The 26877-nt window shown below is 46.1% G+C and carries 30 protein-coding genes; 15 read left to right on the top strand and 15 right to left on the bottom strand.

Translation table 11 applies throughout. The features are described 5' to 3' along the window. The first annotated feature begins 18 nt into the window (after positions 1 to 18). The 4 genes from PQI28_RS12555 to PQI28_RS12570 all read left to right on the top strand — a co-directional run bounded on the left by PQI28_RS12555 (position 19) and on the right by PQI28_RS12570 (position 2906). Positions 19 to 567, top strand: coding sequence for a bifunctional transcriptional activator/DNA repair enzyme AdaA (locus PQI28_RS12555; RefSeq protein WP_214749608.1), 549 nt, complete (start codon positions 19 to 21; stop codon positions 565 to 567). Next, positions 564 to 1457, top strand: a complete 894-nt coding sequence (locus tag PQI28_RS12560) for a DNA-3-methyladenine glycosylase family protein (protein WP_339963497.1) — start codon at positions 564 to 566, stop codon at positions 1455 to 1457. The genes PQI28_RS12555 and PQI28_RS12560 overlap by 4 nt, the downstream gene beginning before the upstream one ends. After that, positions 1444 to 1926 carry a methylated-DNA--[protein]-cysteine S-methyltransferase gene (locus tag PQI28_RS12565; RefSeq protein WP_339963498.1) on the top strand — a complete coding sequence of 161 codons (483 nt, stop codon included), beginning with the start codon at positions 1444 to 1446 and terminating at the stop codon, positions 1924 to 1926. Before PQI28_RS12560 ends, PQI28_RS12565 begins: the two co-directional genes overlap by 14 nt. Positions 1927 to 2042: 116 nt before the next feature. Continuing rightward, positions 2043 to 2906 (top strand): DegV family protein, encoded by an 864-nt coding sequence (locus tag PQI28_RS12570; protein WP_214785465.1) that lies wholly within the window; start codon positions 2043 to 2045, stop codon positions 2904 to 2906. A 26-nt stretch (positions 2907 to 2932) separates the two neighbouring features. On the opposite strand, the gene PQI28_RS12575 is transcribed toward PQI28_RS12570, so the two are convergent. Together PQI28_RS12575 and PQI28_RS12580 are read right to left on the bottom strand one after the other, a co-directional pair. Then, complete coding sequence (locus PQI28_RS12575; RefSeq protein WP_339963499.1) at positions 2933 to 3475, bottom strand: histidine phosphatase family protein; 543 nt, start codon at positions 3473 to 3475, stop codon at positions 2933 to 2935. A gap of 27 nt (positions 3476 to 3502) precedes the next feature. Further along, a complete protein-coding gene (locus tag PQI28_RS12580; RefSeq protein WP_339963500.1) occupies positions 3503 to 3964 on the bottom strand; it encodes a DUF2691 family protein in 462 nt (153 codons plus the stop codon). A gap of 192 nt (positions 3965 to 4156) precedes the next feature. Between PQI28_RS12580 and PQI28_RS12585 the strand changes: the two genes are divergently transcribed. The 3 genes from PQI28_RS12585 to PQI28_RS12595 all read left to right on the top strand — a co-directional run bounded on the left by PQI28_RS12585 (position 4157) and on the right by PQI28_RS12595 (position 6970). Beyond that, a complete protein-coding gene (locus PQI28_RS12585; protein ID WP_339963501.1) occupies positions 4157 to 5656 on the top strand; it encodes a malate:quinone oxidoreductase in 1500 nt (499 codons plus the stop codon). 233 nt (positions 5657 to 5889) lie between these two features. Next, complete coding sequence (locus PQI28_RS12590) at positions 5890 to 6258, top strand: hypothetical protein (RefSeq protein ID WP_339963502.1); 369 nt, start codon at positions 5890 to 5892, stop codon at positions 6256 to 6258. Positions 6259 to 6271: 13 nt separating this feature from the next. Further along, a complete protein-coding gene (locus PQI28_RS12595; RefSeq protein ID WP_339963503.1) occupies positions 6272 to 6970 on the top strand; it encodes a hypothetical protein in 699 nt (232 codons plus the stop codon). Between the two features lie 60 nt (positions 6971 to 7030). Here PQI28_RS12595 and PQI28_RS12600 read toward each other — a convergent pair whose 3' ends face one another. From PQI28_RS12600 to adhP, 4 genes are all read right to left on the bottom strand, one after another. Continuing rightward, positions 7031 to 7945 (bottom strand): methyl-accepting chemotaxis protein, encoded by a 915-nt coding sequence (locus PQI28_RS12600; protein WP_339963504.1) that lies wholly within the window; start codon positions 7943 to 7945, stop codon positions 7031 to 7033. Positions 7946 to 8057: 112 nt separating this feature from the next. After that, a complete protein-coding gene (locus tag PQI28_RS12605; protein WP_271305830.1) occupies positions 8058 to 8585 on the bottom strand; it encodes a CarD family transcriptional regulator in 528 nt (175 codons plus the stop codon). A 107-nt stretch (positions 8586 to 8692) separates the two neighbouring features. Then, positions 8693 to 9118 (bottom strand): MarR family winged helix-turn-helix transcriptional regulator, encoded by a 426-nt coding sequence (locus PQI28_RS12610; RefSeq protein WP_339963505.1) that lies wholly within the window; start codon positions 9116 to 9118, stop codon positions 8693 to 8695. Between the two features lie 112 nt (positions 9119 to 9230). Continuing rightward, positions 9231 to 10262: an alcohol dehydrogenase AdhP gene (adhP, locus tag PQI28_RS12615; RefSeq protein ID WP_339963506.1), complete on the bottom strand. Its 1032-nt coding sequence runs from the start codon at positions 10260 to 10262 to the stop codon at positions 9231 to 9233. Positions 10263 to 10456: 194 nt separating this feature from the next. Between adhP and PQI28_RS12620 the strand changes: the two genes are divergently transcribed. The 4 genes from PQI28_RS12620 (at position 10457) to PQI28_RS12635 (ending at position 13541) form a co-directional block, all read left to right on the top strand. Next, positions 10457 to 11197, top strand: a complete 741-nt coding sequence (locus PQI28_RS12620) for a hypothetical protein (protein WP_339963507.1) — start codon at positions 10457 to 10459, stop codon at positions 11195 to 11197. 109 nt (positions 11198 to 11306) lie between these two features. Further along, positions 11307 to 12053: a methionine ABC transporter ATP-binding protein gene (locus PQI28_RS12625; RefSeq protein WP_339963508.1), complete on the top strand. Its 747-nt coding sequence runs from the start codon at positions 11307 to 11309 to the stop codon at positions 12051 to 12053. After that, on the top strand, positions 12046 to 12708 hold the full coding sequence (locus tag PQI28_RS12630) for a methionine ABC transporter permease (RefSeq protein WP_339963509.1): 663 nt from the start codon (positions 12046 to 12048) through the stop codon (positions 12706 to 12708). Before PQI28_RS12625 ends, PQI28_RS12630 begins: the two co-directional genes overlap by 8 nt. 20 nt (positions 12709 to 12728) lie before the next feature. Beyond that, complete coding sequence (locus PQI28_RS12635) at positions 12729 to 13541, top strand: MetQ/NlpA family ABC transporter substrate-binding protein (RefSeq protein WP_339963510.1); 813 nt, start codon at positions 12729 to 12731, stop codon at positions 13539 to 13541. 36 nt (positions 13542 to 13577) lie between these two features. Here the strand turns inward: PQI28_RS12635 and PQI28_RS12640 are convergent, their stop codons facing one another. The 3 genes from PQI28_RS12640 to PQI28_RS12650 all read right to left on the bottom strand — a co-directional run bounded on the left by PQI28_RS12640 (position 13578) and on the right by PQI28_RS12650 (position 15789). Next, positions 13578 to 14414, bottom strand: a complete 837-nt coding sequence (locus PQI28_RS12640; protein WP_214785476.1) for an aldo/keto reductase — start codon at positions 14412 to 14414, stop codon at positions 13578 to 13580. A 78-nt stretch (positions 14415 to 14492) separates the two neighbouring features. After that, entirely contained in the window at positions 14493 to 15455 is a 963-nt protein-coding gene (locus PQI28_RS12645) for an HAAS signaling domain-containing protein (RefSeq protein WP_339963511.1), read from the bottom strand. Next, positions 15442 to 15789 (bottom strand): PadR family transcriptional regulator, encoded by a 348-nt coding sequence (locus PQI28_RS12650; protein ID WP_214696655.1) that lies wholly within the window; start codon positions 15787 to 15789, stop codon positions 15442 to 15444. Before PQI28_RS12650 ends, PQI28_RS12645 begins: the two co-directional genes overlap by 14 nt. A 139-nt stretch (positions 15790 to 15928) precedes the next feature. Here PQI28_RS12650 and PQI28_RS12655 point away from each other — a divergent pair, with 139 nt between their 5' ends. After that, positions 15929 to 16330: a hypothetical protein gene (locus PQI28_RS12655; RefSeq protein ID WP_214785478.1), complete on the top strand. Its 402-nt coding sequence runs from the start codon at positions 15929 to 15931 to the stop codon at positions 16328 to 16330. A gap of 37 nt (positions 16331 to 16367) precedes the next feature. Here the strand turns inward: PQI28_RS12655 and ahpF are convergent, their stop codons facing one another. The 3 genes from ahpF to PQI28_RS12670 all read right to left on the bottom strand — a co-directional run bounded on the left by ahpF (position 16368) and on the right by PQI28_RS12670 (position 20533). Continuing rightward, positions 16368 to 17891, bottom strand: coding sequence for an alkyl hydroperoxide reductase subunit F (ahpF, locus tag PQI28_RS12660; protein WP_074036831.1), 1524 nt, complete (start codon positions 17889 to 17891; stop codon positions 16368 to 16370). A gap of 11 nt (positions 17892 to 17902) precedes the next feature. After that, on the bottom strand, positions 17903 to 18466 hold the full coding sequence (ahpC, locus tag PQI28_RS12665; RefSeq protein ID WP_015880295.1) for an alkyl hydroperoxide reductase subunit C: 564 nt from the start codon (positions 18464 to 18466) through the stop codon (positions 17903 to 17905). A 333-nt stretch (positions 18467 to 18799) separates the two neighbouring features. Then, complete coding sequence (locus PQI28_RS12670) at positions 18800 to 20533, bottom strand: hypothetical protein (RefSeq protein ID WP_339963512.1); 1734 nt, start codon at positions 20531 to 20533, stop codon at positions 18800 to 18802. A gap of 166 nt (positions 20534 to 20699) precedes the next feature. Here PQI28_RS12670 and PQI28_RS12675 point away from each other — a divergent pair, with 166 nt between their 5' ends. Continuing rightward, positions 20700 to 21974 (top strand): DNA cytosine methyltransferase, encoded by a 1275-nt coding sequence (locus PQI28_RS12675; RefSeq protein ID WP_339963513.1) that lies wholly within the window; start codon positions 20700 to 20702, stop codon positions 21972 to 21974. A 24-nt stretch (positions 21975 to 21998) separates the two neighbouring features. On the opposite strand, the gene PQI28_RS12680 is transcribed toward PQI28_RS12675, so the two are convergent. Continuing rightward, the gene (locus PQI28_RS12680) at positions 21999 to 22610 is read right to left on the bottom strand and encodes a hypothetical protein (protein ID WP_339963514.1); all 612 of its coding nucleotides are present in this window, start codon (positions 22608 to 22610) and stop codon (positions 21999 to 22001) included. Between the two features lie 114 nt (positions 22611 to 22724). Next, positions 22725 to 24593 carry a molecular chaperone HtpG gene (htpG, locus tag PQI28_RS12685; protein WP_339963515.1) on the bottom strand — a complete coding sequence of 623 codons (1869 nt, stop codon included), beginning with the start codon at positions 24591 to 24593 and terminating at the stop codon, positions 22725 to 22727. 278 nt (positions 24594 to 24871) lie between these two features. Between htpG and gloA2 the strand changes: the two genes are divergently transcribed. Then, complete coding sequence (gene gloA2 / locus PQI28_RS12690) at positions 24872 to 25252, top strand: SMU1112c/YaeR family gloxylase I-like metalloprotein (RefSeq protein WP_214785483.1); 381 nt, start codon at positions 24872 to 24874, stop codon at positions 25250 to 25252. A gap of 25 nt (positions 25253 to 25277) precedes the next feature. On the opposite strand, the gene PQI28_RS12695 is transcribed toward gloA2, so the two are convergent. Beyond that, positions 25278 to 25904: a TetR/AcrR family transcriptional regulator gene (locus tag PQI28_RS12695; RefSeq protein ID WP_214785484.1), complete on the bottom strand. Its 627-nt coding sequence runs from the start codon at positions 25902 to 25904 to the stop codon at positions 25278 to 25280. 123 nt (positions 25905 to 26027) lie between these two features. On the opposite strand from PQI28_RS12695, the gene PQI28_RS12700 reads away from it, so the two are divergent. Beyond that, positions 26028 to 26777: an SDR family NAD(P)-dependent oxidoreductase gene (locus PQI28_RS12700; protein WP_214785485.1), complete on the top strand. Its 750-nt coding sequence runs from the start codon at positions 26028 to 26030 to the stop codon at positions 26775 to 26777. Positions 26778 to 26877 lie beyond the last annotated feature (100 nt).

A 26877-nucleotide genomic window follows, 5' to 3' on the forward strand; every position in this document is an offset into this window, starting at 1 on the left:
TAAGAGAGGGGTGTGGACATGCTGACATTTGAAGAAAAGTGGGCGAAAGTGCTCGCTTGTGACGCAACGTATGATGGGTTATTTTATACGGCCGTGAAGACGACAGGAATCTATTGCCGACCCTCGTGTCGTTCCCGCAAACCGAAAAAAGAGAATGTTGATTTTTACATCACAAGACAAGAGGCAGAAACGAACGGCTTCCGACCGTGCAAGCGATGCCAGCCGGAAGTCGAGCATGCCCCACACCGAGCGCTCGTACAACAGGTGACCGTGTATCTGATGGAACATTATAAACAGCCGATTCGCCTCGAACAGATTGCCGAACATGTCCAACTGAGCCCGTTCCATTTGGAGCGGACGTTCACCCAAGCGACAGGAGAGACACCAAGGCAGCTATTGGAACGACTTCGTATCGACAAGGCGGCGTATTTATTGCGAACGACCACGATGAGCAACCTGACAGTCTGCTATGAGGTCGGGTTTCAAACGCCGTCGAACTTTTACCGCGTCTTCCGTCAAGTGAAAGGGTGCACACCGAATATGTATCGAAAAGGAGGGGACATATGAACGATTTGCTACTAAACGTTCCGCAACCGTTTGATTTTCATGAGTGTCTCGTCTTTTTAAGTCGGTCCGAACAAGAAGTACTCCATGTCACGACGGACAGGGTAGTTCAAAAACTGATGCGAATCGGGGAACGCCTCATTCTCGTCGAACTTCAAGGAGAGCAAGACCACATTCGTATCCTGTTCCCGGTCGATGACGTCTCGGATACGGAAACAGAAAGCATTGAACGTGAAGTGCGTGACTGGTTAGACCTTGATCGTGACCTCACACCGTTTGAGGCGATGGGTGCAAAAGATGAATTATTGGCTCCTTTGATTAAAGCGCATCGTGGGTTACGGATGATTGGCTTCCCAAATTTGTTCGAGGCACTCACATGGGCCATCATCGGGCAACAAATCACGCTCTCCTTCGCCTATACGATCAAGCGGCGGTTCGTCGAACGATATGGCGAACAGCGAGTCGTCGAGGGAAGAACGTACTGGACGTTCCCGCGTGCGGAACGAATCGCCTTGCTCGAGCCGGAAACGTTACGTGAGCTTCAGTTTAGTCGAAGGAAAGCGGAGTATGTCATTGATATTGCACGGGAAATAACAGGTGGAACGCTATCGAAATCGGCTCTACAGTCGCAATCTTCATCCGATATTCGTCAACGATTGCTTTCCATACGAGGTGTCGGGGCTTGGACGGCGGACTATGTATTGATGAAGTGTTTTCAGGATGCATCAGCCTTTCCGGTCGCGGATGTCGGATTGCATCAAGCGATTCAGCATCAATTAGGTACGCCTAAAAAGCCGACGATTGAAGAAGTGAAACGATACGGAGAGCGCTGGAAAGGTTGGGAAGGATACGCGACATTCTATTTATGGAGGTCATTATATGGAGACGTATAAATTAGACATGGAGACGCCGGTTGGCGTGATCGAAATCGTTGGAACAGAGAAAGTCATCCAGTCGATCTTATTCGTTGAACGCGAAGTGGCGCAATTACCTGAACCGAATGTACCTGATGTGTTGCGACAGTGTAAGGAGGAACTCGATGCTTATTTTCGAGGGGAGAGGATGACGTTCACCTTTCCTATTGAACAAGTGGGCACGCCGTTTCAGCGGGATGTGTGGAGTACGTTACAGACAATTCCTTATGCGGAGACAGCTTCTTACCGCGAACTCGCCGAGCGAGTGAAGCGACCTACGGCTGTCCGGGCAGTCGGGGCGACGAACGGACGCAACAAACTGAGTATCGTCGTGCCTTGTCATCGTGTCATCGGATCGAATGGGAAATTGACAGGGTATGCCGGTGGATTATGGAGAAAAGAATGGCTCTTACACCACGAGAAACAAGTCGCACATCAAACCCAGTAAAAAAACATTTCCCCCTCCAAATCTGCTACACTAAAGAAAGTCCTATCGTGACGTCTGAATCGACGAAGTTGTAGGATGATTCCCGTCACTTATGGAGAAGGTTTTTGGAGGAATGTATGATTAAATTACTAGCAGATTCAACGTGTGACTTATCAGATGCAGTGCTTGAACAGTACAACATCGGGGTCGCGCCGTTGATCATTACGATGAACAATATGTCTTACCAGGACCGGGTGGATATCCAGCCGGATGATTTTTACGGAATGTTGGAAGCGCTCCCGGAATTCCCGACGACGGCGATGCCAAGTCCGGCGACGTTCTTAACATTGATGGAAGATGCGGTCGCTGCTGGTCACGAAGAGATTTTATGCATCTGTATGTCGAGTGGGACGAGCGGGTCCTATCAGTCAGCGGTCATTGGGAAGGAGTACTTCGAAGAGGCGCATCCTGACTCAAACGTGAAAATTCATGTCGTCGATTCCCGATCGATGAGTCACGGCAGCGGCTGGCTATTGCTCAAGAGCGCGCAGATGCGTGAAGCCGGTGCGACATTCGAAGAGCTCGTCGATTTTAACGAGACGTATAAGACGAACGTGAAGCACTTCTTGTCCGTGGATGACTTGGACCATTTGATTAAGAGTGGACGCATCTCGAACGCAAGTGCCATCATCGGAAAATTACTCATGGTGAAACCGATTATGAGCATGAAGAACGGGAAAGGTGCCATTGTTGCCAAAGAGCGAGGCACACGTAAAGTGTTGAAGCATTATACGGACGAGTTCGTGAAGCGCGTGAATCCGGACATCACGAATTTTGTGATTATCGGGTACACATCCGATCAGCGGATTGCCGAGAACTTAAAAGCGAAGCTTGAAACCGAAACAGATTTCACAGGCGAGATTTACCTCATGCAGATGGGGGTCTCGGTCGGGACACACGTTGGTCTCGGAGCCATTTCGATGTTCTTCGTGGAGAAATAATAAAAGCCGTCTCATGTCGAGGCGGCTTATTTATGTGGCCATATGCATTTGATGACGGGCTCTTCGTCACTTAAATCGAGACGATAGACGTCTGGGTTACGCATCGTACGCCATGTATCAAAGTCATATTTAGAATCAAGCCGTTGTAACAGGAGCGCAAGCAGATTACCGTGTGTCACGAGTAATGTCGAGCCATGTCGAGACTGGGCCCGCTGGATCACTTGCATGATTCGCTGAGTCGCTTCCTCACCAGATTCAGCACCAGGCAACTTGAACGTCGGGTCGATGAACGACTGACGTAGCGGTGTCAGCCAGTCTTCGAGCGGTTCATAAGCCAAAATCCGTTCTCGTAACAACGGTTCACGTTCGATTGAAAATTGATGCGCATCCGCGAGTGGCGTGACTGAAGCAATCGCTCGAGTGTAGTCGCTTGAGGTGATCCGGTCAATCGGGATTTCACGAAAGAAATCACGGAGTAGGTGTGCTTGTTCGTGACCCGCTTCCGTGAGTGGTGCATCAGATTCTTGACCGGAGGCCGAGCAGTGGCGAATCAGATAGAGTGTGGGCATGTGGATTCTCCTTTTTGAAATGCTCAATTACCAGCAAGATAAGCGTGTCATCGAGTCATTATGACTTGTGATGTATGCAATCTCCTCGAATTCATGCAAAAAAGCATTTTCGTAGAGGGAGTTGAGCATCTCTTGATCTTTACAGTATATCGTCACGTATTGACTATCTATCACAAGTAGTACAAACTTGCACGTGCTCTGTAGAAAATCTTCATAAGTTACGATTTCCGGGGACATATTAGAGTGGAACGCTTTTATATCAACAAAAATCAAATAGTGTTCATGTTGAGTGATCAGTTCATTGAGTTGTCGACCATTGATAATGGTCGACTTCGGAAACAACAACCAGTCAAGTTGTTCATCTTTCACAACATAGGATTCCTCATCAATTACCTTCCATTGATATTGGTCGATAGGGATAGGAGTCAAAATATCTTGTAAAAAATGACCGTATTGATTGGGGATTGTAAAACTTAGACCGCGTCTCACAAGAACACCTCCTTCGTTTCAAGGAATCATGACAATTTCATAAAAAGTTTCAGCACAAAAAATCATACATAACCCTTATCATTCATCACAAAAGAGTTATAATCGGTATAACGATTATAAAAATATATGATTGAGGAATGGGGATTCTTCGGTTGTATGACAAAAAATTCAGGGGATAAGGATGGGGTTTTCATGAGCAGTACGCAAACGAGAACAGACGTCATTTTAATTGGGGCAGGCATTATGAGCGCAACGCTCGGTTCACTCTTTAAAGAGCTCGTACCGGAGTGGAACATCAAAGTGTTCGAAAAGCTCGATGCAGCAGGGGAAGAAAGTTCAAACGAATGGAATAACGCAGGTACGGGACATGCCGCACTTTGCGAATTAAACTATACAACGGAGAACGCGGATGGGACGATTGATATTTCCAAAGCGGTCAACGTCAACGAGCAATTCCAAATCTCACGCCAGTTTTGGGCACATCTCGTCAAGCAAGGATTGATTGAAAATCCGGGTGCCTTCATTCGTTCAATTCCACATATAAGTATGGTCCAAGGGGAGAAGAATGTCGATTTCTTGAAACGCCGTTTGGAAGCGCTCACAACGAATCCGTTATTTGAAGGCATGGTCTTATCGGACGATCCGAATCAGCTACGGGAATGGTTCCCGCTCATCATGGACGGACGGACATCGGACGAACCGATTGCCGCGACGAAAATCGATTCAGGGACGGACGTGAACTTCGGCGCGTTGACACGGATGTTGTTTGACCATCTCACATCAAACGGAGTCGAGGTCAACTACGGCCATAGCGTCGAGGACGTGAAGCGTCTCGATAACGGTCTTTGGGAAGTGAAAGTGAAAGACTTGTCTGCGAACAAGATTGAGACGCATACGGCACCGTTTCTCTTCATCGGAGGCGGTGGCGGAAGTTTACCACTCTTACAAAAGACAGGGATTCCGGAGTCGAAACAAATCGGCGGGTTCCCAGTCAGTGGACTCTTCCTCGTCTGTAAAAATCGTGAGGTCATCGAGCAACATCACGCGAAGGTCTATGGAAAGGCGAAAGTCGGGGCACCACCAATGTCGGTACCGCACCTCGACACACGCTTTATCGATGGACGAAAAGAGTTGTTATTCGGACCGTTCGCCGGCTTCACGCCGAAGTTCTTGAAAACAGGATCGAACTTGGATTTGATTCGTTCGGTCAAACCAAACAACGTCATCACGATGCTTGCGGCAGGGGCAAAAGAGATGCCGCTCACGAAATACTTGATCGAACAGGTGCTCTTGTCACACGACAAGCGCATGGATGAACTTCGTGAATTCATCCCGAACGCCAAGAACGAAGATTGGGAAATCGTTGTGGCCGGGCAACGGGTTCAGGTCATCAAAGATACACCGCAAGGAAAAGGGACACTTCAGTTCGGAACAGAAGTCGTCAGCGCGGAAGATGGTTCCGTTGCGGCACTTCTTGGTGCTTCTCCAGGCGCATCGACAGCTGTTCATGTCATGTTGAAGGTGCTCGAGCAGTGCTTCCCGCAACAGTTACCGGAGTGGGAAGAGAAAATCAAAGAGATGGTTCCGTCATATGGCTTGAAACTTTCGGAACATCCGGACCTGTTCAAGACGATTCACGAATCGACAGCGGTCACGCTCGGTTTAGAGGAAAAGGACATGGTCCACAATTGAAGAGAATGAGGCGAGTATACAATCGTATGCTCGCTTTTTCTTTTGGGACTGTAAAAGGAGAATAAAAAAATGGGTATTTACAAAAATAGGAATATGAAAAGGAGGGATACGTCATCGATCCGATTAAACTGAGTAAGTGGGAGCAGAAAAAATATGCACGTTATCTAAAACATCTGCGAACATACGATGAACACTTTGAGTATTGTGTCATTCCGAATTATGAGGAGTATGCAATGGAACTGAAGACAGAGTCGATTCAACTCGCTGATTGTTTTGCTGTGCTGATGCGTCAGAATGGTCACTATGTGCTCGTCTCCATAGCGTTAGATGGAGAATGGGAATTCAAACGTGTGTTGCAATGGCTTGATCTCCACGAAGTGAGATTATTCCATCCTACACAGGATACATTGATTCTATCGAACGTACAGGATGTGATTGATGCAGTCACATTTCAAGGGTATCCTCTCATATTGGTCGAGAAGGGGACGAACGTGTTATTCGTCGGTCCTGAATATCTAGAAGAAGTCACAGATGAATTCGAGCAGTACCATAAAATCACGAATACGGCGTCGGCAGAATCGCTACAGATTGAAGATGAATAAGGAGCGGTGTCTCATGAATCAAGACGGGTTGAAAGAGTTTGTTGAGAGCATCACTACGAAAGAATATTTGCGACCGTTTGTCAGTAAGTACAAATTGTCGAAACCGAATGTCTTTGTAGTTGGAATCAATCCAGCCTCTTCGATTTTGAAAATAGATGTAAATTATGATGTCAAACGATACATTGATTTAATCACGGACAGAGAATCGTTTTTAACGTTCATTCAGCAGAAAAACGTACAAAAAGGAAAGAAACCTTTTTCAAAAACGAGAATTGGACTGAATCATTTGGTAGAACATTTAGAAACGAAGTCGAATGGGAAAATCGAAGTATTGGAGACGAATATCAATGCATATCCGACGAAAAATGCGAAACAATTAAAGGCGATGTCGCCTCGAATTCAAAAAGTTGGTCAGGAATGGTTTCGTAAATTGATGCTTGAGCATGCCCCGCCTGTCGTCATCGTGCATAGTCTGGATGCGACACGTGATTTGATGAAATGGTTAGATTCTGAAGAGATACTTTCGCCGTTGGCTTACAATCGATCTTATCGGCTCAAAGACTGGATTGACCTTGGTCCCATTCCAATCAACTATCCTTGTGGTGCGAGAGGCGTCGTCTTTTGTACCAAGCACTTGAAATACTATGGGCGGGAGGGAAATGCGTTTCAACAGTTAAGAGATGATGTATTGAACCACTTTAAAGAACACTAACAAAAACCGTTCAATCGAAGCAGGACGCGTTGTCGCAGCTTCATTTGAACGGTTTTCGCGTTACACCATTTTAAGAAACGTCTTCGCCTGTTGTTCGAGTGTAGCTGCTGAATCCGCTAATTTCTCGAACTCTCGGACCGTCTGTTCGAGTTGTCCGGAGCTATCTTTCACTTTGTGAGAGATGCGTCCGATGCTCGTGGACACGTCATCAATCCGTTTGATGATGCCTTCGATATTGTGATTCACTTCTGTGATCGAGTGGGACACTTTATTCGACAGATTACGCACTTCCGTGGCGACGACATTGAACCCGCGTCCATGCTCGCCTGCGCGTGCCGCTTCGATGGCCGCATTGAGTGCGAGCAAATTCGTTTGGGCAGCGATTTCGCGAATCGTTTGGACGATGTCCGTGATCATCTTTGCCTCTTGTTGGAGTGCAAGAAGGTGTTCCCTGTTTTGAATCGATTCTGCTTCGATTTGTTTCACGTTTTCTAGCACATGTTCCCCATCTTGTTTCCCGACTTTGGATTGTGCAGATAAGTACTCCGATGTTTCTTGAAGGTCGTTCGCCATATGGAGGACATCCTGTTGACGAGACGTGATATCAGCCGCAATTTTAGATACACCGATGACATGCTGGTTCGTGTCATCGAAAATCGGCATATAGGTAGCCTCTAACCAAACACTATGACCATCGGCCGCACGTCGCTCGATTTTGTCGTGATAACTCAAGCCTTGCAACAGCTTTCGCCAAAACAAGTCATATTGAGGACTGTTCGCAAACTCGGGTAAGCAAAGGTCACGATGGTGTCGTCCCATCAATTGAGTGACTTCATAGCCCATCGTTCTGGCGAAAATTTCATTGACGTAAGCGACGCGACGATTTTCATCGAAACGAATGATTGCTAAATTGTTTTCGATTGCCCGAACGACATGCGTGTCGGTGACATGGGTCGTACTAGAGTGCAGTTGCATCCTAACATCCTCCCTATATCATAAGGTTTATTTGTTTTAGAATACCCGAAAATTGTCAAAAAAAGTATATTATTGTAGCAGAACAAAAAAAGACCTCTTCCACGTGGAAGGGTCAAGGTGTGAGTGTCGCCATGCTTTCATGTAAGTATTCACCGATTTGACGTTCGATGTCGCTCTCTGAACGTTCAAGAGCGAGCGAGAGTTCTTTCACCAAAATGGTTTTGGCGTTCTCTAAAATTTTACGATCTTGTTCGTACAGCTTTTTGTTTGCCTGTAACGCCTCGATTTGACGACGGCTCAACGTATTCACGACTTGAGCGATCTCATGACGGTTCCCTGAATGGACAACATTTAAAAATTCACGATTGCGATTGTTCGAATGCGGATTCCATTCAACGCCAGGCGAGCGGAACGACTCTAAAATCTCTAATGCTTCGTCTGCTTCGAGCAACGTCAACATCATCACATTGTCATTATCGACCGGGATGCTAATCTGCAACTTCTGTGAGTTGTTGATGGGGTGAAGCGTATAGTACGATTTCGTTTCTCCTGCGACCGTTTTGTCCGAAATGTCGTCGATCCGACATACGCCATGGGTCGAGTAGATGATTAAGTCTCCAGCTTTAAACAAGTCGATCACCTCTTCCTTACCTATAAGCATAGTCATTCAGAAGGTGAAATGTCAACTCGGTTGACGTTTGGTGCAAGGTGTGCATATAAAAATCGTGACGAGTGAACCCGACACGATTACAGTTTCCAGTCCATCCGTAGAATGGTTTTCAGTTGATTGAACGCCTCTTGTCCGATGCTTTCTTGGATCCGTTGCTCGAGTTGCGCTTTGAGCGCCTCATTCTGTTCATAACAAGTGTGACCGAGAGAGGTCAGCTCGATGCATTTGTCCTTTCGATTTTGCGGATGGTCCGTCACGAGGACAAGCGCCTTACCTTCTAAGTTCTTAATCAGTTTATGAATCGCTTGCCGCGAGATATGGACGTCTCGTGTGACCTCGGCAATGGTCGTCTTGGCTTGATAAAGTGTAGCGAGAATATACCATTCGGAGTTTGAGATGTGGATGTCACTCTGCTCATTCCAGGATTGTTCACTTATGCGTCGAACTTGATCGTTTCGTTCTGTCAGTAAATCAAGTAGACGTGTTGACGTTGATGGAGTCAAATCAAGTCACTCCTCTTTCGTTTCCAGGTTTTAAGACGTTCCTAACTATACAAAAGCAAATATACCCCGTCAACGTCAATCTAGAACAAAACGAGGCACAAGGCCTCGTTTTTTACTGACAATCTTTATTTTTGAAATCGATGACCATCCGTCCCTGAATTTTCCCTTGTTCCATCTCTTCGAACACGTCTTGTACTTCGTGAAGGCAACGCTTATGAACGACCGGGACGACGAGTCCTTCGGCTCCGAACTGGAAGGCTTCCTCTAGGTCTTTACGTGTCCCGACGAGCGAACCGACGACTTCAATCCCATCGAGAACGAGACGTGGGATGTTTAAATCCATCGTTTCAGAAGGAAGCCCGACGGCTACGACTTTCCCGCAGGCTCGAACGGCGTTGACCGCTGAATTGAAGGCAACTTTTGAGACGGCCGTGACGACTGCGGCGTGTGCTCCGCCGAACTTCTCTTGAACGATGTCTGCCGCATCTCCCTCGTTCGAAGGGTTGATCGTCAAATCGGCGCCGCTCTCTTTGGCGAGTTCTAGCTTGTCGTCGTTCAAATCGACAGCGATGACGTGCGCGTTGAAAACATGTTTTGCATATTGGATGGCTAGGTTGCCGAGTCCACCACAACCGTAGATGACGACCGTCTCCCCAGGCTTCACGTCCGCGACTTTGATGGCCTTATACGTCGTGACACCCGCGCATGTGATGCTTGAGGCTTGCGCAGGGTCCAAGCCTTCAGGTACTTTGACGGCATAATCGGCCACAACGATACTTTGTTCGGCCATGCCTCCGTCAACGCTATAGCCGGCATTTTGAACGTTTCGGCAGAACGTCTCGCGTCCTGTCGTACAATATTCGCAGCGACCACATGCATGATACATCCAGGCGATGCTGACACGGTCGCCGACTTTTAGACTTTTAACATCGTCCGCGATTTGCGATACAATCCCAATCCCTTCATGACCGAGCACACGTCCTTGGACATCCCCGAAGTCACCGGCCGCGACGTGAAGGTCCGTGTGACACACGCCACAGTACTCGACATCGACGAGCGCTTCCCCGGATTGTAATGGACGAATTTCCTTTTCCACGACTTCAATGTTGGCTTTGCTTGCTGAATTGACAACGACTGCTTTCATGTTTGAACACACTCCTTGTATAAATTTAGCGAATCTGCCTAAAAAGCACTCTGAATCACACCGTCAGAATATCACAAAAAATGGAATGAAAGCGCTTTATTTTTGGATAGCATTTGTCTGAAGCATGAACTTTTGTCACATGAAGATTTAGGGAAATAGAGATGAATGAAGCAAACGAAAGGAGTGTCAGTTACATGACGCGGACAGAGTTATTTCACACATACAAATCGAAAATTTTGCAGTTATCAAATTTAGAAGAAGAAATGTTAAAAAGTGAAGACTTTTTGTTAGACCGTGATGAAAAGAAACAACTCGACATCTATTACGCACCATTCGAATATATTAATCCAAACGCGAAAGTCGTCATCGCGGGAATCACGCCAGGCTTATATCAGATGCGTCAGTCGTTCGAGGCGATTCGCGACTTGAAGGATGGGACAGACGAAGAAGCGCTTCGAGCCGTCAAACAACGTGGCAGTTTTTCCGGTCCGATTCGGAAGAACTTGGTGACGATGCTGGATGATTTAGAGCTACATCATCACTTAGGGATCGAGTCCTCTCTCGATTTGTTCGGAGCAGCAAATCATCTCGTACAAAACACGGCGGTCCTCCCTTATCCGGTCTTTTATAAGGGCAAAAACTATAACGGGTCGAGTCCGGATATGATTCGGACGGATTTGTTTCGACCATACGTGGAAGAAACGTTCGCTGAAGAGATGGCACATCTTCAAGATGCACTCATCTTACCGATGGGCGTCAATGTAAGGCGAGCTGTGGAATTGTTGGTTCATCAGGGCCTCTTGGATCAGGAGCGCGTAGTGAGTGGATTTCCGCACCCATCCGGTGGGAACGGCCATCGCCATCGCATCTTCGCCGAAAATCGAGACGCCATGAAGCGACACATCGCCGAACATTTCGAAAGACATCCACTCTGAACCGCACTGCGGTTCTTTTCGTACGAGCACATGACCTGACATCAACTCTTTACTTCGCTAAAATGATAAATGGTTGACTCACTCACGAGAAATAGAAAGGATGTCCGCCATGATCACGTTGTCGTCCGTCCATAAACGTTATGGACAAGAGATGGCTGTTCGTAATGTATCGCTTCACATTCGAAAAGGAGAGATTTACGGCATCATCGGCGCAAGCGGTGCCGGGAAGTCGACACTTCTTCGATTGATGAATGTGTTGGAGCGACCCGATAGTGGAAGTGTCATAGTCGATGGCGACCAGTTGACCGAGCTTTCCAATCGGGAACTCCGCAAGAAGCGACATCGGATTGGTATGATTTTTCAACAATTTAATCTTGTCGCGAATAAGACCGTCTTTGATAACGTCCTCGATTCCCTGAAGCTTGCTAAACGACCGAGAGGATCATGGGAAGCACGCGTGATGGAATGTCTCCAGTTCGTCGGACTCGAAGCGTATCGCGATAAATATCCTTCCCAGTTGAGTGGGGGACAGAAGCAACGTGTCGCCATCGCTCGGGCACTCGCAAGTGAGCCGAGCGTGCTCCTATGCGATGAACCGACCTCTTCCCTCGACCCGAACACGACGGCAGAAGTGCTGCGTGTCCTTCAGTCGGTCAATGAACAACTTGGCGTCACCGTCGTCCTCGTCACACATGAGATGGATGTCATTCGTCAAATTTGTCATCGCGTCACCGTCATGGCAGATGGGGCCGTTCATGAGACGATTGAACGGGAACCTACGGGTGTGGTCGCCATCGATCAGAACCCAAGTTGGTTCGTCGAACAGCTACGGAAGGAGGGCGAACCGCATGCCTGACATCCTATTACGCTATCAATCGGAGATTTGGCAGTCCATCGCCGAGACGTTCATCATGGTCGGGGTATCGATTCTTGCTGCGATCGTAGTTGGACTTCCGTTAGGTACGTGGCTTTATCTTTCGCGTAAAGGACAGCTGGTAGAGAACCAAGTCGTCTTCTCCGTCCTCAACTTAGTCGTGAACATCGTCCGGTCATTCCCGTTCTTGTTACTCGTCGTGTTTTTGATTCCATTTACACGACTCATCATCGGGACGGCCATTGGAACAGCGGCGGCGACGGTGCCACTTTCCATCATTGCCATCGCGCATTATGCGCGCCTTGTCGAACAATCATTGATTGATGTTCCGCGTGGGGTTGTCGAAGCGGCGCTTTCGATGGGGGCGTCGGTAAAAGATATCATCTTCAAGTTTCTTTACGTCGAAGCCAGATCCGGTCTCGTACTCGGATTGACGACATCCATCATCAGCTTTATCTCATACTCGACAATCATGGGGGTCGTCGGGGGCGGTGGCATCGGTGACTTTGCCATCCGTTATGGGTATCAGCAATTTCAGACAGAACTCATGCTCTATATGATTTTGATCATGCTCGTCTTCGTACAGCTGATCCAGTTCACGGGCACGACCGTGGCACGAATTATCGACAAACGCTAAACAGAAAGTAGGAAATGAATATGAAAAAATTGATGGCACTTCTTGCCTCACTCACACTCGTCCTCGCCGCATGCGGGAACGACACAGAAACACAAACAGAACAAGCGAACGAACCACAGACGTTGAAAGTCGCGTCACTCATCCCACCGATGACAGATATGCTTGAAATCGCAAAAGAACAGCTCGCAGAAGAGAACATCGAACTCGAAATCGTCGTCCTCGGAGACAATGTTCAACCGAACTCGGCACTTGCGGCGAAAGAAGTCGATGCGAACTTTTTCCAACACGTCCCGTACATGGAAGAGTTCAACCGCAGCAATGATGCAAATCTCGTTCCAATCGAACCAATCTATTTCGCAAACTACGGCGTATACGCGAAAAACTATGACAACATGGAAGACATTCCGGAAGGCGCGACCATCGCCATCGCCAACGACGTATCGAACATCGACCGCTCGCTCTCCCTTCTTGCACAACATGATGTGATCGAACTCGGAGAGAAAGAAGGCACGTACTATACACAAGCCGATATCACATCGAATCCGAAAAACTTCAAGTTTGAAGAAGTCGACTTGTTGATGCTCGCTCGTGCATATGATGATGTCGATGCGGTCTTGATGACACCGGCTTACGCGGCACCGCTCGGTTTGACACCGAAGAGTGACGCACTCCTAACAGAAGGTGTCGAGAACGACTTCGCGATCACGCTCGTCGCACGTGAAGATAACCAGGACGACGAAGCGATCCAAAAACTCGGAGAGGCCCTCACGAGCGATGAAGTCCGTGCGTTCTTAGAAGAAAACTATGCAGAAACGGCTATTCCGGCGTTTTAAATAAAAAAGATTGAGCCTTCGTCGGCTCAATCTTTTTTAGTACTCTTCGTATTCTCTTGGATCTTGGTCATCGATGCGACCATCTGGCTTCGTCAACGCATTGAGCGTCTCCATCTCTTCATCCGTCAACTCGAAGTTGAAGACATCGAGATTCTCTTTCTGATGCAACTCGCTAGATGAACGGGCGAGCGGAATCACACCGAGCTGGATATGCCAGCGCAAGATAACTTGAGAGACGCTCTTGCCTTTTTGTTTGGCGAGTTCGGTGATCTTCTCGTCATGGATGACTGTACGGGCGCGACTGAGCGGGCTCCATGCCTCTGTGATGATGCCGCGTTCCTTATCGGCTTGCCGCTGCTCGACTTGCGAGAAGTACGGGTGTAACTCGATTTGGTTGATGACCGGTGTTTCTCCCGTCTCCTCAATCAAACGGTCGAGATGTTCCGGCATGAAGTTCGATACCCCGATGGAGCGGATCCAACCATTTTTCTTCGCCTGAATCAAGGCACGCCATGCCTCGACGTACTTGTCTTGTTTCGGGTTTGGCCAATGCAAGAGGAATAAATCCCAATAGTCGAGGTTTGCCCGATACAGGGATTCCCGAATCATCTCGAGTGCCTGGTCGTAGTCATAATATTGCGCGCGCAATTTTGACGTTAAGAAAAGTTGTTCGCGCGGGATGCCGGATTGACGAACCGCCTCACCGACCGCACCTTCATTATCATAACGAATCGCCGAATCGATGAGTCGATATCCGTTTCGGATGGCGCACGTGATGGCGTCGACCCCTGCTTCACCTTTCAAATAAACTGTTCCAAGTCCAATGGCCGGAATCTCATAACCGTCATGTAACTTCATTGTTGGAATACCCATCAAATGCCTCCCCATTCAAAATCCGTTCTCTTCTCCGCTATTCCACTTTTCTCGGAAATGAAACGTTTGAATGTGAGGTCAACGACGAAAGGCTTTGATAAACCCTTCGGCCAGGTCGAGGATACACACGACGATGATCGTGAACAAAATACTCCATACACCCCAGCGACTGATTGTTTCGATGTCGATATTCGTTTGTTCAGCAATCAAAGAGAGTGCTTCGGTCGAAATTAGATCAGGTTGCAGTAAAATGAGTGCCGTGACGACAATCCATGCGATATTGAAAAGCATGTTCCATAAGGCGAGCGGCTTCGTCCAGTGTCGAACGATCCATTTGTAAATGGCAATCGCAATTCCGAAGATTGCTAAAACGATGATGAGCGGCAAGAATTGATTCAAGACGGACGAATTGAGTAGTGGATAGGATTCGCCATCCGTGACGACGCGAATTAACTGTTCGGCGTTGACGTACAATACGACCATCAAAACGGTGACGACAATATCAAACAAGATTGAACCAAGAGAGATTGAGGTCGAACGAGGTTTTACTTTCTTAAGTTGTTCAGGTTTCCAACTCGAGAAGGGGACTTCGCCCTCAGGTACAGCCCGTTCGATGATGAAGAACGTGAGGGTAATCCAGAATAGCGTTTGAACGACAACATTGAAGATGGCAGCCCCGGTTTGAAGGAATGCTTGAATCAAGAACTGACTCCAAGACGTGTCTTCTATGGGGTTGGTCAAATAACCGATGATGGAGAGAATTGTGACAACCGTGACGACAATCGGTAAGACGATCTTGATGATGTTCACGTACTGTGTGAAGAAAGCTGGTCCGATGAGATGGAGGGGACGATTCGCATAACGAGCAGCGAGAACATGAGGGTCGCCGAGTTCGCGCAACGCTTCAAACAAGGCAGTTTCAGACGGGTCATTTCCAGTCATGTCATCGATGGTCGACTCCAATTCAAGGGCGACATCTTGCTGCATCGATTCAGGGATTCGAGAGGTGACTTCATCGATATACACATCACGAAGATTCATGATCATTTCCTCCTTCAATTAGACGGGTCAACGTTTTCGACATCTTCATCCATTCTTCGTACAACTCATTCAAAATAGCCATTCCATCGGGACTGAGCACATAGTACTTTCGAGGTCGACTTTCCGTCGTATCCCAGGAGCTTGTGACGAGTCCTTGTTTTTCCAGTCGACGCAAGAGCGGATAGAGCGTGCTTTGATCAATGTTGATCTCGGCATCAAGTAATGCCTGGACGAGCGAGTAACCATACTGTGGTGTCTTCAACTGACTGAGTACCGCAATCGTCAACGTACCACGACGCAACTCTGTCACCAACGAGGCTTTGACATCCGACATTTTTTCGCCTCCTTCATTCGTTAATCTTTATACTGTATATAATACACTATAAGTCATCATACATCAATGTAGTTAATTATCTAAAAAAACAAATTGAGTCTTTTCCTGATTCTGGGATAATGAAGGGGAGGTGATGTTCATGAAGTGGTGGTGGATAGTTGGCGGTGTGGTGATTGTTAGCTTATTGATGGTCAATGCACAATGGTATGGGAATGCAGGGACGTTCGGGGTGCCGATTGGATGGATGATTACGCTATTTGTTCTAGCCCATTTCCGAAAGCCGATATCGACTCGGTGGGCTGTGGCGTTTGGGGTGATCAGCGTAAGTATCGGAATCATGTTATCCGTACCAAGTTATTCAGTAGCGGAAGCACAAGAGACGCTGAATAAAACGTACAATGACGTGACGTACATCGAGAGCGTACCGACGACCGGGGGAGAATGGAATCCATTCACGCCTCGAGTGGGCTATCGGTTTGAAACGGGGAGCGGAGAGGCGGTCTTGTTCATCCCGGACTCCGGGCAAACGTTTGAATTGTAAAAAGACTCGCTCTCATGATAGAGGGCGAGTCTTTGTATTAGTTGCGAATCATGTAGTCGAAGGCGCCGAGTGCGGCTGTCGCACCAGAACCCATCGAGATGATGATTTGTTTGTAGGCGCTGTTCGTGCAGTCTCCTGCAGCGAACACACCTGGGACGTTCGTCGCGCCATGACGGTCGACAACGATTTCCCCGAAGTTGTTGCGTTCGACCGAGTCGAGCCAGTCCGTGTTCGGGACGAGGCCGATTTGGACGAAGACGCCTTCAAGTTCGACATGGTGTGACTCGTTCGTCTCACGAGACACATACGAGATGCCGTTCACTTTGTCCGTACCCGTGATTTCTGTCGTCTGAGCGTTCGTGATGACAGTCACGTTCGGAAGGCTGTGGAGACGGTCTTGAAGCACTTGGTCGGCCTTGAGTTCAGGAGCGAACTCGAGGACCGTCACGTGCTTGACGATTCCTGCGAGGTCGATGGCCGCTTCGATCCCAGAGTTACCGCCACCGATGACCGCGACACGTTTCCCTTCGAAGAGAGGACCGTCACAGTGCGGGCAGTAAGCGACCCCTTTGTTTTTGAACTCCGCCTCACCTGGGACGTTGACGTTACGCCAGCGTGCACCAGTTGAGAGGATCACGCTCTTACTCTTCAAGACAGCACCGTTCTCGAGTTCGATCTCGACGAGGTCATTTTTCTCAAGACGCTTCGCGCGTTGGAGGTTCATGACGTCGATTCCGTACTCTTTGACGTGCTCTTCAAGACTTGCGACAAGTTTTGGACCTTCCGTATAAGCGGTACCGATGAAGTTCTCGATGCCCATCGTGTCCATCACTTGGCCACCAAAGCGCTCCGCGATGATTCCTGTACGGATTCCTTTACGAGCCGCGTATACGGCAGCACTCGCACCAGCTGGACCGCCACCGACGACGAGGACGTCGTACGGGTCTTTGTCCGAGAAAGCAGAGGCGTCAGGACCTGTACCGAGTTTCGCTAAGATCTCTTCGAGTGACATCCGACCGTTACCGAACGATTCTCCGTTCAAGAAGACCGTCGGGACAGCCATGATCTCTTTCGCTTCCACTTCATCCTTGAACGCGGCTCCATCGATCATCGTGTGGGTGATGTTCGGGTTGAGGACGCTCATGACGTTTAGCGCTTGCACGACGTCAGGACAGTTGTGGCAGCTGAGGCTGATGTATGACTCGAAGTGATACGTGCCTTCGATGTTTTGGATCTGTTTGATTGTGTCCGCATCGACTTTCGGTGCGCGCCCGCTCACTTGGAGGAGGGCGAGGACGAGTGATGTGAACTCATGTCCGAGTGGAATCCCCGCGAAGACGATTCCTGTCTCTTCAGACGGACGGTTCACGCTGAAGCTCGGTGTACGCTCGAGTGTCGCGCGTTCGACCGAGATACGTGATGACATGCTGGCGAGTTCGTTGACGAGCTCGAGCATCTCGTTTGAGACTTTGTCTTCCCCAGCACTCACACGGAGGACGACATCGCCCTCCATGAGCTGGAGATATTGGTCGAGCTGTTGTTTAATCGCTGCTTCTAACATGCAATCGCTCCTTACAATTTACCGACGAGGTCAAGGCTTGGGCGGAGTGTTTCAGAACCCTCTTCCCATTTCGCTGGGCAGACTTCGCCTGGATTGTTGCGTACGTATTGTGCTGCTTTGACTTTGTTGACGAGCGTGCTCGCGTCACGGCCGATGCCGCCAGCGTTGATCTCGACAGTTTGGATGACGCCGTCTGGGTCGATGATGAACGTACCACGGTCTGCGAGGCCGTCTTCTTCGTTCAAGACGTCGAAGTTGCGTGAGATGACGTGTGATGGGTCACCGATCATGATGTACTCGATTTTTCCGATTTTCTCAGATGTTTCGTGCCAAGCTTTATGTGTGAAGTGTGTGTCTGTTGAGACAGAGTAAACTTCTACACCGAGGTTTTTGAGTGTAGCGTACTCGTTTTGAAGGTCTTCGAGTTCAGTTGGGCAGACGAATGTGAAGTCAGCTGGGTAGAAGCAGACAACGCTCCATTTACCTTTGAGATCGTTCTCTGTAACTTCGAGGAATTCACCTGTTTGGAATGCTTGTGCTTTGAATGGTAGTACTTCTTTGCCGATTAATGACATGGGTTATGTCCTCCTTGTTTTTTACTCTAGCGTTTCTATCTCGACTAGAATAATTATAATGTAATACTAACTTCATATAACGAGCTGGAATTGTCAAGGCGTTTGCATGCTTTGAAAGTATAAGGCATATCAATAGATTGTCTGTATTTGGCTTAATGAAAGTAAAGAAAACGATTACATTCCAATTGGTATTTTTCTCTCGATTTTCTTATTTCGATAAATAAACATGTTTAATAGAGGTGCTAATATTTCGGAAAGGGTTCTGCATTTTCTCGTCGAAAATTAGACGATTATCAATTACATCAATAAAATAACCTTAATCACAAGTAGCGATTAAGGTTGAATTTTGTACGTGCATGCTAATTTCAAACTACTCCACCCATGAGATTCTCCTGCAGAAAATTTTAAACGCATGATCAATTGTTCTTTGTCGTCATTCCAAAAAATCGCATTGTTGATCTTCGTGGGATAATTTGCAATAAACTTAAGATCTTCTCCATAGGAAATAATCTTAGATAATTTTGCATAATTACTTTCATAAAAAGTATGAAGTGTAGGTATATCTCCTACGATTGTTGATACACCGAGCTTTAAAGAAGCTTTTGAGGCTTTGGACAGAGAATCAGCAAGATATTGATTTGCGGATTCTAGCACCTTTTCTCGAGTTAACTTTCCTTCTAAATAGAGATCTTTTAGTTCTTTTGCTACTTGAGTCGTTTCACCAACTCTAAAGTAGTTTGCTCCCAAAATAGTTCCGAATCCAGGATTCTTTACTACGGGTATCGAATTTGATTTAGCATTTGCTTTTAACGAGTAACAGAGCTCTTTTAATTTCACTTCTGAAGAATTAGGATTCCTTGGAGTTAAAGTGATTTTTATATCTGAATTGTCTTTAATATCTAGTCTGTAAGCATCATCGGTGAGCGATACTGAAGAGATTTTATACTCTGAATACTCTTCTTTAATACTAGGTAGTAAAATTGATTCGACAGCATCTTTTGATGCGTACTTTAATTTTTCTAATGTATCCTTTTTTAAATTTTCACCATATATCTGTAAGTTATTTAAATGACGAGGTTCCTTTGAATTTTCGTCAGAAATAATTGCCTTTTGATTAGTGAGCAGATAGTGATAAATGAGAGCTTCATTCACTTTACCAATACTATTTGGATCATTCGATCTAACTTCATTGGTCTCATGAATAAGTTGGGTCCAAATATCTTCAAACTTACGAATTAGTTCTTGGTTAACGTTAGTTGTAGACTCATTGTTAAACAAAGCGGTAGTTAGTTTGATAGGACTATGGGGCTGACTTTCGAATTTAAATCTGATATACAATGTGATATTTCCATCTGTAAAACCAATAGATGCATTGCCTTTACGGAACAAAATTATGTTTGCGTCAGGATCAAATTGATATTTCTTTTCGAGAACAGGGAACTCTGGTGCCTTTTCAAGTGACACTAACATGGACTCCCCTTGAAATAGTAATAGATTTAATCCAGAAATCACCTGTTGTTGATTATTACTATTTAGAAGTTCTTGAAACATTTCTAACGTACTTTCTCTTAATGAATACAGAATGTTTTTTCGAGCTATTCTAGCTTTTTCATTTGATGAAAACGTAATGTTTTGTTTACGTACTTCATTACGATAATCTTTTAGAGATTTATATTGGTTAGTTGACCTTAAAAAACTTTTGAAAAAGGCTTCATATAGTCTGTTTAGCGTTGAGTTAAATTTATCTTGTAAAAGAGGATCATTAAAATATTTGGATAAGAAGCTTTTGCCACCTAAATTCCGAGGTTGGATATCTCCAGTTTTTGAGTTAAAGAGGTGATATGGTACTTGGTGTTTATGTAGTGTTAATGTTAGGTCAGGATGTTGATCAGGGTTTGGGGTATCAAACTTACTTTGTATTGAAGTAATTGAAGAATGCTTTTTATAGAGATACATTGCAGTTGCAGCTGAAGAAGAGTGTAAATCAATGCGTTCCCCTTTAATCAATTTTGATAAGTAGTACTTCACTTCTAATACATGTTGATTGCCTCTTTGCTTTTGCATCATTATAAATTTCTCCTATTTAACATTTTCTCTAAACTGTATTGTTTATTATATCGTTTTGGTCCTCATTTTTTGGAAAAACTTAACTCTGGCCATTTTGAATAGAGTCAGTTATGATTAATGAATAAGAGAAAATTATGTAACGGCGAAGAAGATGAGGTGAGAGGACATGAAAATTGACGAACGAGGTAGAGCTAAATTTAGACCCACAAATGACTACTCATCCGAAGATGTGAAGCAAGTATTAATGGAAAAAATTAAAGAAGAGTCTGGTCGAATTATTCAATCTTCTAAAGATGAAGAAATTTTGAATAGTATTAAGCGAGAAAAGCATAAATTTCACGTAGTCAGTTTGTTTTCTGGTTGTGGTGGTTTAGATTTAGGGTTTGATTTAGCTGGATTAGTATCGAGTCAAGAAACTCCAAACATTCTAGAAGAAGTATATAAGTCGAAAAGTAACTTTGACAGATTAGGAAAGCAAAATATATTTCAAACGATTTATTCAAACGACTTATTTAAAGAGTCAGCAAGGTCTTATAAGTTAAACTTTGATAATGAACACACAGTTCAGGATCCACGAGATATACGAAAAATTAAATACTTTCCGTATGCTGATGTAATTTTAGGTGGTTTTCCTTGTCCTGGATTTTCAGCAGCTGGTCCGAGACTAATCGACGATGAAAGAAACTTCTTATATATTCATTTTATTCGTGCAATCATTCAAGCGAAACCAAAAGTGTTTGTAGCTGAGAATGTGAAAGGTCTTTTAACATTAGGAAAAGGTGAAGTTGCTAGACAGATCATAGAAGATTTTGCTTCTGCAGGCTATAAAATACAGTATAAATTGGTGAATGCAAGAGATTATGGCGTACCACAAATAAGAGAACGTGTATTTATAGTGGGCGTTCGAGATGACGTTAAATTTTCATACAAATTTCCGGAGCCTACTCATGGAGCGGACAGAAAACCGTATGTAACGCTTGAAGATGCTATTGGTGATTTACCAGAATGGCCGGAAGACGTTTATGAAGGCGACTTTTCATCGATCTATTTATCGCGTAATCGTAAAAAGAATTGGAACGATCAAGCTTTTACAGTTCAAGCATCAGGTAGACAAGCACAATTGTGGCCGGGTGGGGAAAGAATGAAAAAGTTAGGCAAAGATGAGTGGGAATTGATAGGAACTCAGAATCGTCGGTTGAGTGTCAGAGAATCGGCGAGAGTTCAAACTTTTCCAGACTGGTGGGTATTTGATGATGGAAGTAGCACATCTGTTAGCTCTAAAAATAATAGGCTAGATAAGCAATATAAACAAATCGGAAATGCAGTCCCGGTTCTATTAGCACGAGCTGTTTTACAACCAATTGCAGATTGGGCTAAGCAAGAAATTGCTCACCAAATTGAAGTAGATAAGCGACAAGCACAGTTGTCATTGGATATATAAAGAGGAGAGCTATTCAGCTCTCCTCTATCTTTTTAACCACTCTTTAGGAGCAAGAGTATCTAACTCATCAATATCTTGAGATAATGCACGACTATGTAACCACTTTATATCAACAGAATTTGTATCCAATATTTTTAATGATAGTAAATAATTTTCTATTTTTTCACCAGAATCTAAAAAAGTTTTGCGTTCAATCTTATCTAAGTGACATAGACCGTTAAAAACCATCTCACCTGACTTAAATTTTGTGAAATGAAGAAATGGAGGAATTAAAATGTTATCACTCGTATTCATAAATTCTTCAACTAATTTCAAACGATTATTACCTTGAGCTCTTTTATCGAAAATGCCATCCCATCCTTGTTTAGTGTCTCCCCAATAATTGATCCTATTATTTGATAAATCAATTTCGTCTTTCCATGGTTTTTTTGCTACTGACTTTGTTAAAGTGGTTACCAGTAAGAAATAGGGAGGTAAACCTTTAAACAAGGGATTTTTGATTCCGAGATAGCGAATTCCCCTAGAATTAGACATACTATACTCATTCAGAGTATTCCATGCTAATATTTGATCCCCTTCACGTTTCCCTTTTGAACCTCGGTCTTTATAAGTTTCCCCACGAACGTATACAGTCATCAAACTTCACTCCTTTAGAAACATTGTAAAATATACTGGGTATAAAATACATATTTTTAAGATAGTGTAAAAATGCTGAAGGAAAAAGACAGAGGATGTCCTCTGTCTTCACCGTCACTCCGCCATCAACGCACACACCGCATTCGAATATGCTACCGGATCTTCAATCGGTAACCCTTCAATGAGGAGGGCTTGTTGATATAAGAGGTCTGTATACTGTTTCGCTTTCGCTTCATCTTCCTTATACACACGTTGGAGTGTCTGGAAGATGGCATGCTCAGCATTCACTTCGAGCACTTTCTCCGCTTTCATGCCGCCACCATTTGGCATTGCGTTCAAAATCTTCTCCATCTCGATCGAGACGTCACCTGCGACCGTCAAGCAGACTGGATGTGACTTGAGGCGTGTCGAGGCACGAACTTCTTTGACGCGGTCCCCGAGTTCTTCTTTCATGAAAGCAAACAAATCTTGGTTGTCCTCGTTGAGCGACTTCGCTTCCGCGTCATCGAGACCGAGATCGCCGCTCGCAATCGACTTGAACTCTTTGTCGTCATACGACTGAAGCATCTTGATTGCGAACTCGTCGATTTCTTCTGTGAAGTAGAGGATTTCATATCCTTCCTCTTTCAAGCGCTCTGCTTGTGGTAAGAGGTCGATGCGATGGATTGATTCGCCTGTCGCATAATAGATGTATTTCTGATCTTCTTTCATCCGCTCGACGTACTCTTTGAGCGAGACGAGTTTCTTCTCGTGAGAAGAATGGAAGAGAATCAAGTCTTTCAATTCGTCTTTGGCTGCTCCGAACTGGTCGTACACGCCGAACTTCAATTGGCGACCGAACGACTCGTAGAACTTCTCGTAGTCCTCGCGCTCGTTTTGGAGCATCTTCTCGAGCATCCCTTTGATTTTGGACTTCACGTTCTTCGCAATCACGCGAAGCTGGCGGTCTTGCTGCAACATTTCACGGGAAATGTTGAGTGAGAGGTCTTCAGAGTCGACCATCCCTTTGACGAAACCGAAATAGTCCGGCAAGAGGTCTGGTGACTTCTCCATGATCAACACACCGTTCGAGTAGAGCTCGAGCCCTTTCTCAAATTCTTTCGTGTAATAGTCGAACGGAACCGTTGACGGGATGTAGAGGATCGATTGATAACGAATCGTCCCGTCGACGTTCAAGTGAAGATGCTTGAGCGGTTCATCAAAGCCATAGCGCTTCTCGTGATAGAACGCTTTGTAATCTTCGTCAGTCAACTCGCTCTTACGCTTCCGCCAAATCGGCACCATGCTGTTGACGGTCTCTTCTTCCTTGTAGTCCTCATACTCTTCTGAGTCCTCTTTTTGACGATGTTTCGTCACATCAAGTTTGATTGGGTAACGGATGAAGTCCGAATGTTTCTTGATGAGCGAGCGGATCTCGTATTCTTCAAGGAATGACGAATACGCGTCATCTTCTGTGTCTGCCTTCAAATGGAGCGTGATTTCTGTACCGATGTCCGCCTTGTCTGTCGGTTCGATTGAATAGCCGTCTGTGCCTTCTGACTCCCATACGTATCCTTGATCACTGTCAATCGAGCGAGTCCGTACCGTCACACGGTCAGCGACCATGAACGCGGAATAGAATCCGACCCCGAATTGACCGATGAGGCTATAGTCTTCTTCCATCTTCGTCGCCTGTTTCATGGCGAGTGAACCGCTCTTTGCGATGATTCCGAGGTTCGTTTCAAGTTCTTCTTCTGTCATCCCGATGCCCGTGTCGCGAATCGTAATCGTCCGTGCCTCTTTATCGAGTTCGATTTTGACGAAGTAATCGTCTTTGTTGAACTCGATGCTCTCGTCGGAGAGGGCGCGATAATACATCTTGTCGATCGCGTCACTTGCGTTCGAGATGAGCTCGCGCAAGAAGATGTCCTTATGTGTATAAATTGAGTGGACCATCAACTCTAAAATTCGTTTCGATTCCGTTTGAAACTGTTTCTTTGTCATGATCGTTCTCCCTTTTTTGTCTGTATTTTGGCACTCTCGTATAAAGAGTGCTAACACTATTGATTATCCTAAAAATTAGGAAGATGTCAACCGGATTTGAAGAAAAGATTGACGAGGACGTAGGTTTCGCATATAGTTGAGTACATGCGATGAGCTGGTCTATGTAAGACGGCGGACATTCCCTTGAGGAGCACGTTGTGGAGCGTGGTCTGTCGCGGTAGACTTTCGAGAGCACCTCTAGTGAGAGGTGCTCATTTTTTGTATACGGGGGTAGAATGATGAACTTACATACGATTCACCACGTCGCAATCATTGCGTCGGATTACGATAAAGCCAAGCAGTTTTATGTCGAGGCACTCGGATTCGAAGTGATTCGAGAACACCACCGCCCGGAGAAACAGGATCACAAAATCGACTTACGTCTTGGTACATATGAGCTCGAGCTGTTCATCAAACCGAATAGTCCCGAGCGTCCAAATTTCCCAGAGGCGCGCGGTCTTCGACACTTGGCGTTTAAAGTCCACGACATCGAGTCCGTCGTTGCCGAATTAAACGAACGTGGGATTGCGACAGAACCGATTCGTCGTGATGATTTTACAGGAGAGAAGATGACTTTCTTCTTCGACCCGGATGGACTGCCGTTAGAACTACACGAATAAACCCCTTCACGAGGAAGGGGTTTTCTTATGCCCGAATGGATGCGAGCAACATCTCTTTCAACGCGTTGATTTGCACAGCCGGTTCAATATCGTCCTCTAAATAACTGATGTGCGACTTCAACATGATATTGTTGCCGAACGTCCCGAATGCATTGATGATCGTAACAATTGTCACTTTCACATCGATATCTGGTCGGAACGAGCCATCACGCTTTCCGTCTTCGATCAACGGTTCAAGCGTCTGCATGATTCGTCGTTGTACGTCAATGTATGTCTCGATGCCAGGAAGGGGTGTGGCGACGAACGATGCATAGCTCTCGAACGCCTCACGAAAACGGGCGTGGTCTGTCCGCTCCAACTGCATCTCGAAAAAGTGGTTCAAGATGATCTCGAGCCGTTCATAGGCGTTGCCTTCCTCATTCACAAACTGTTCAAATCGCTCGAGTGTCGGCTGTAGATTTTTGACGGCCGCTGCGACGATCAATTGGTCTTTCTTCGGAAAATAGCGAAACAGTGTCGCTACCCCAATCCCTGCCGCATCCGCAATGTCCTGCATTTGAACTTTCTCAAAGCCATTCTCTAAAAATAAGCGTTCGGCCTCATGGATAATCAGTTGGATCCGTTCTTCTTTGTTTTGTTGTCGTTTACTCAATTCCATCACCTCATTGTCTGTCATAAGTATAGCGTCTTCGAGCAGTTTCGTTGAGATTAATGTCACATCCAATTATTATTATGATAGTTAGACTATCATAATTTAACGAATGGAGCTGGGACAATGCGTTTAGAGGGGAAAGTAGCGGTCATCACAGGGGCAGGAAGCGGTATGGGAGAGTCGACGGCACGTCTATTCGCCAAAGAAGGGGCGACGGTCGTCGCAACAGATATCAATGAACAAGGGGTACAAAGCGTAGTCGAGTCGATTCGTGCACAAGGTGGGGAAGCCATCGCGGTGAAGCATGACGTGACCTCACGTTCAAGCTGGGAAGACGTGTTTGCAGAAGTGGAAGCGACGTGTGGAAAATTGGATATCCTCATCAATAATGCCGGAATCGCACTCGCGAAACCGTTCTTGGAACAGACAGAAGAGGACTGGGCACGGACATACCGCATCAACATCGATGGAGTCATGTTAGGAACGCAGTATGCGATTCCGCTCATGACAGAAAATGGCGGAGGATCGATTGTCAACATCTCCTCCATCTCAGCACTGACAGGTATGGCAGGTGCCGGGGCATACACGGCCTCAAAAGGTGCTGTCCGTTCTCTCACAAAAGCAGCGGCCGTCGATTACGGGAAGCAAAATATTCGGGTCAACTCGGTGCATCCGGGGTATATTGTGACACCGATGAGTGCGCCGCATATGGAACATCCGGACTATAAGCAGCACTTCTTGAATCAAATCGCTTTGCCGAATCTCGGACAAGCGGATGAGGTGGCAGCAGCCGTCCTATTCCTCGCGTCAGACGAAGCGAATCATATTAGCGGAATCGAACTTCCGGTAGACGGTGGCGTGACGGCGAAATAAAACTAGGGTCTCTATGGAGGCCCTCAGCTTGTTGACTAACATGAATCATATCGCTCGCCTGTCCGGCGCCCACGCTTTCCGCAGGCAATCCCGGAGCCGC

Source organism: Exiguobacterium sp. USCH10, from assembly GCF_037619445.1.
Classification (GTDB): Bacteria; Bacillota; Bacilli; order Exiguobacteriales; family Exiguobacteriaceae; genus Exiguobacterium; species Exiguobacterium aestuarii_A.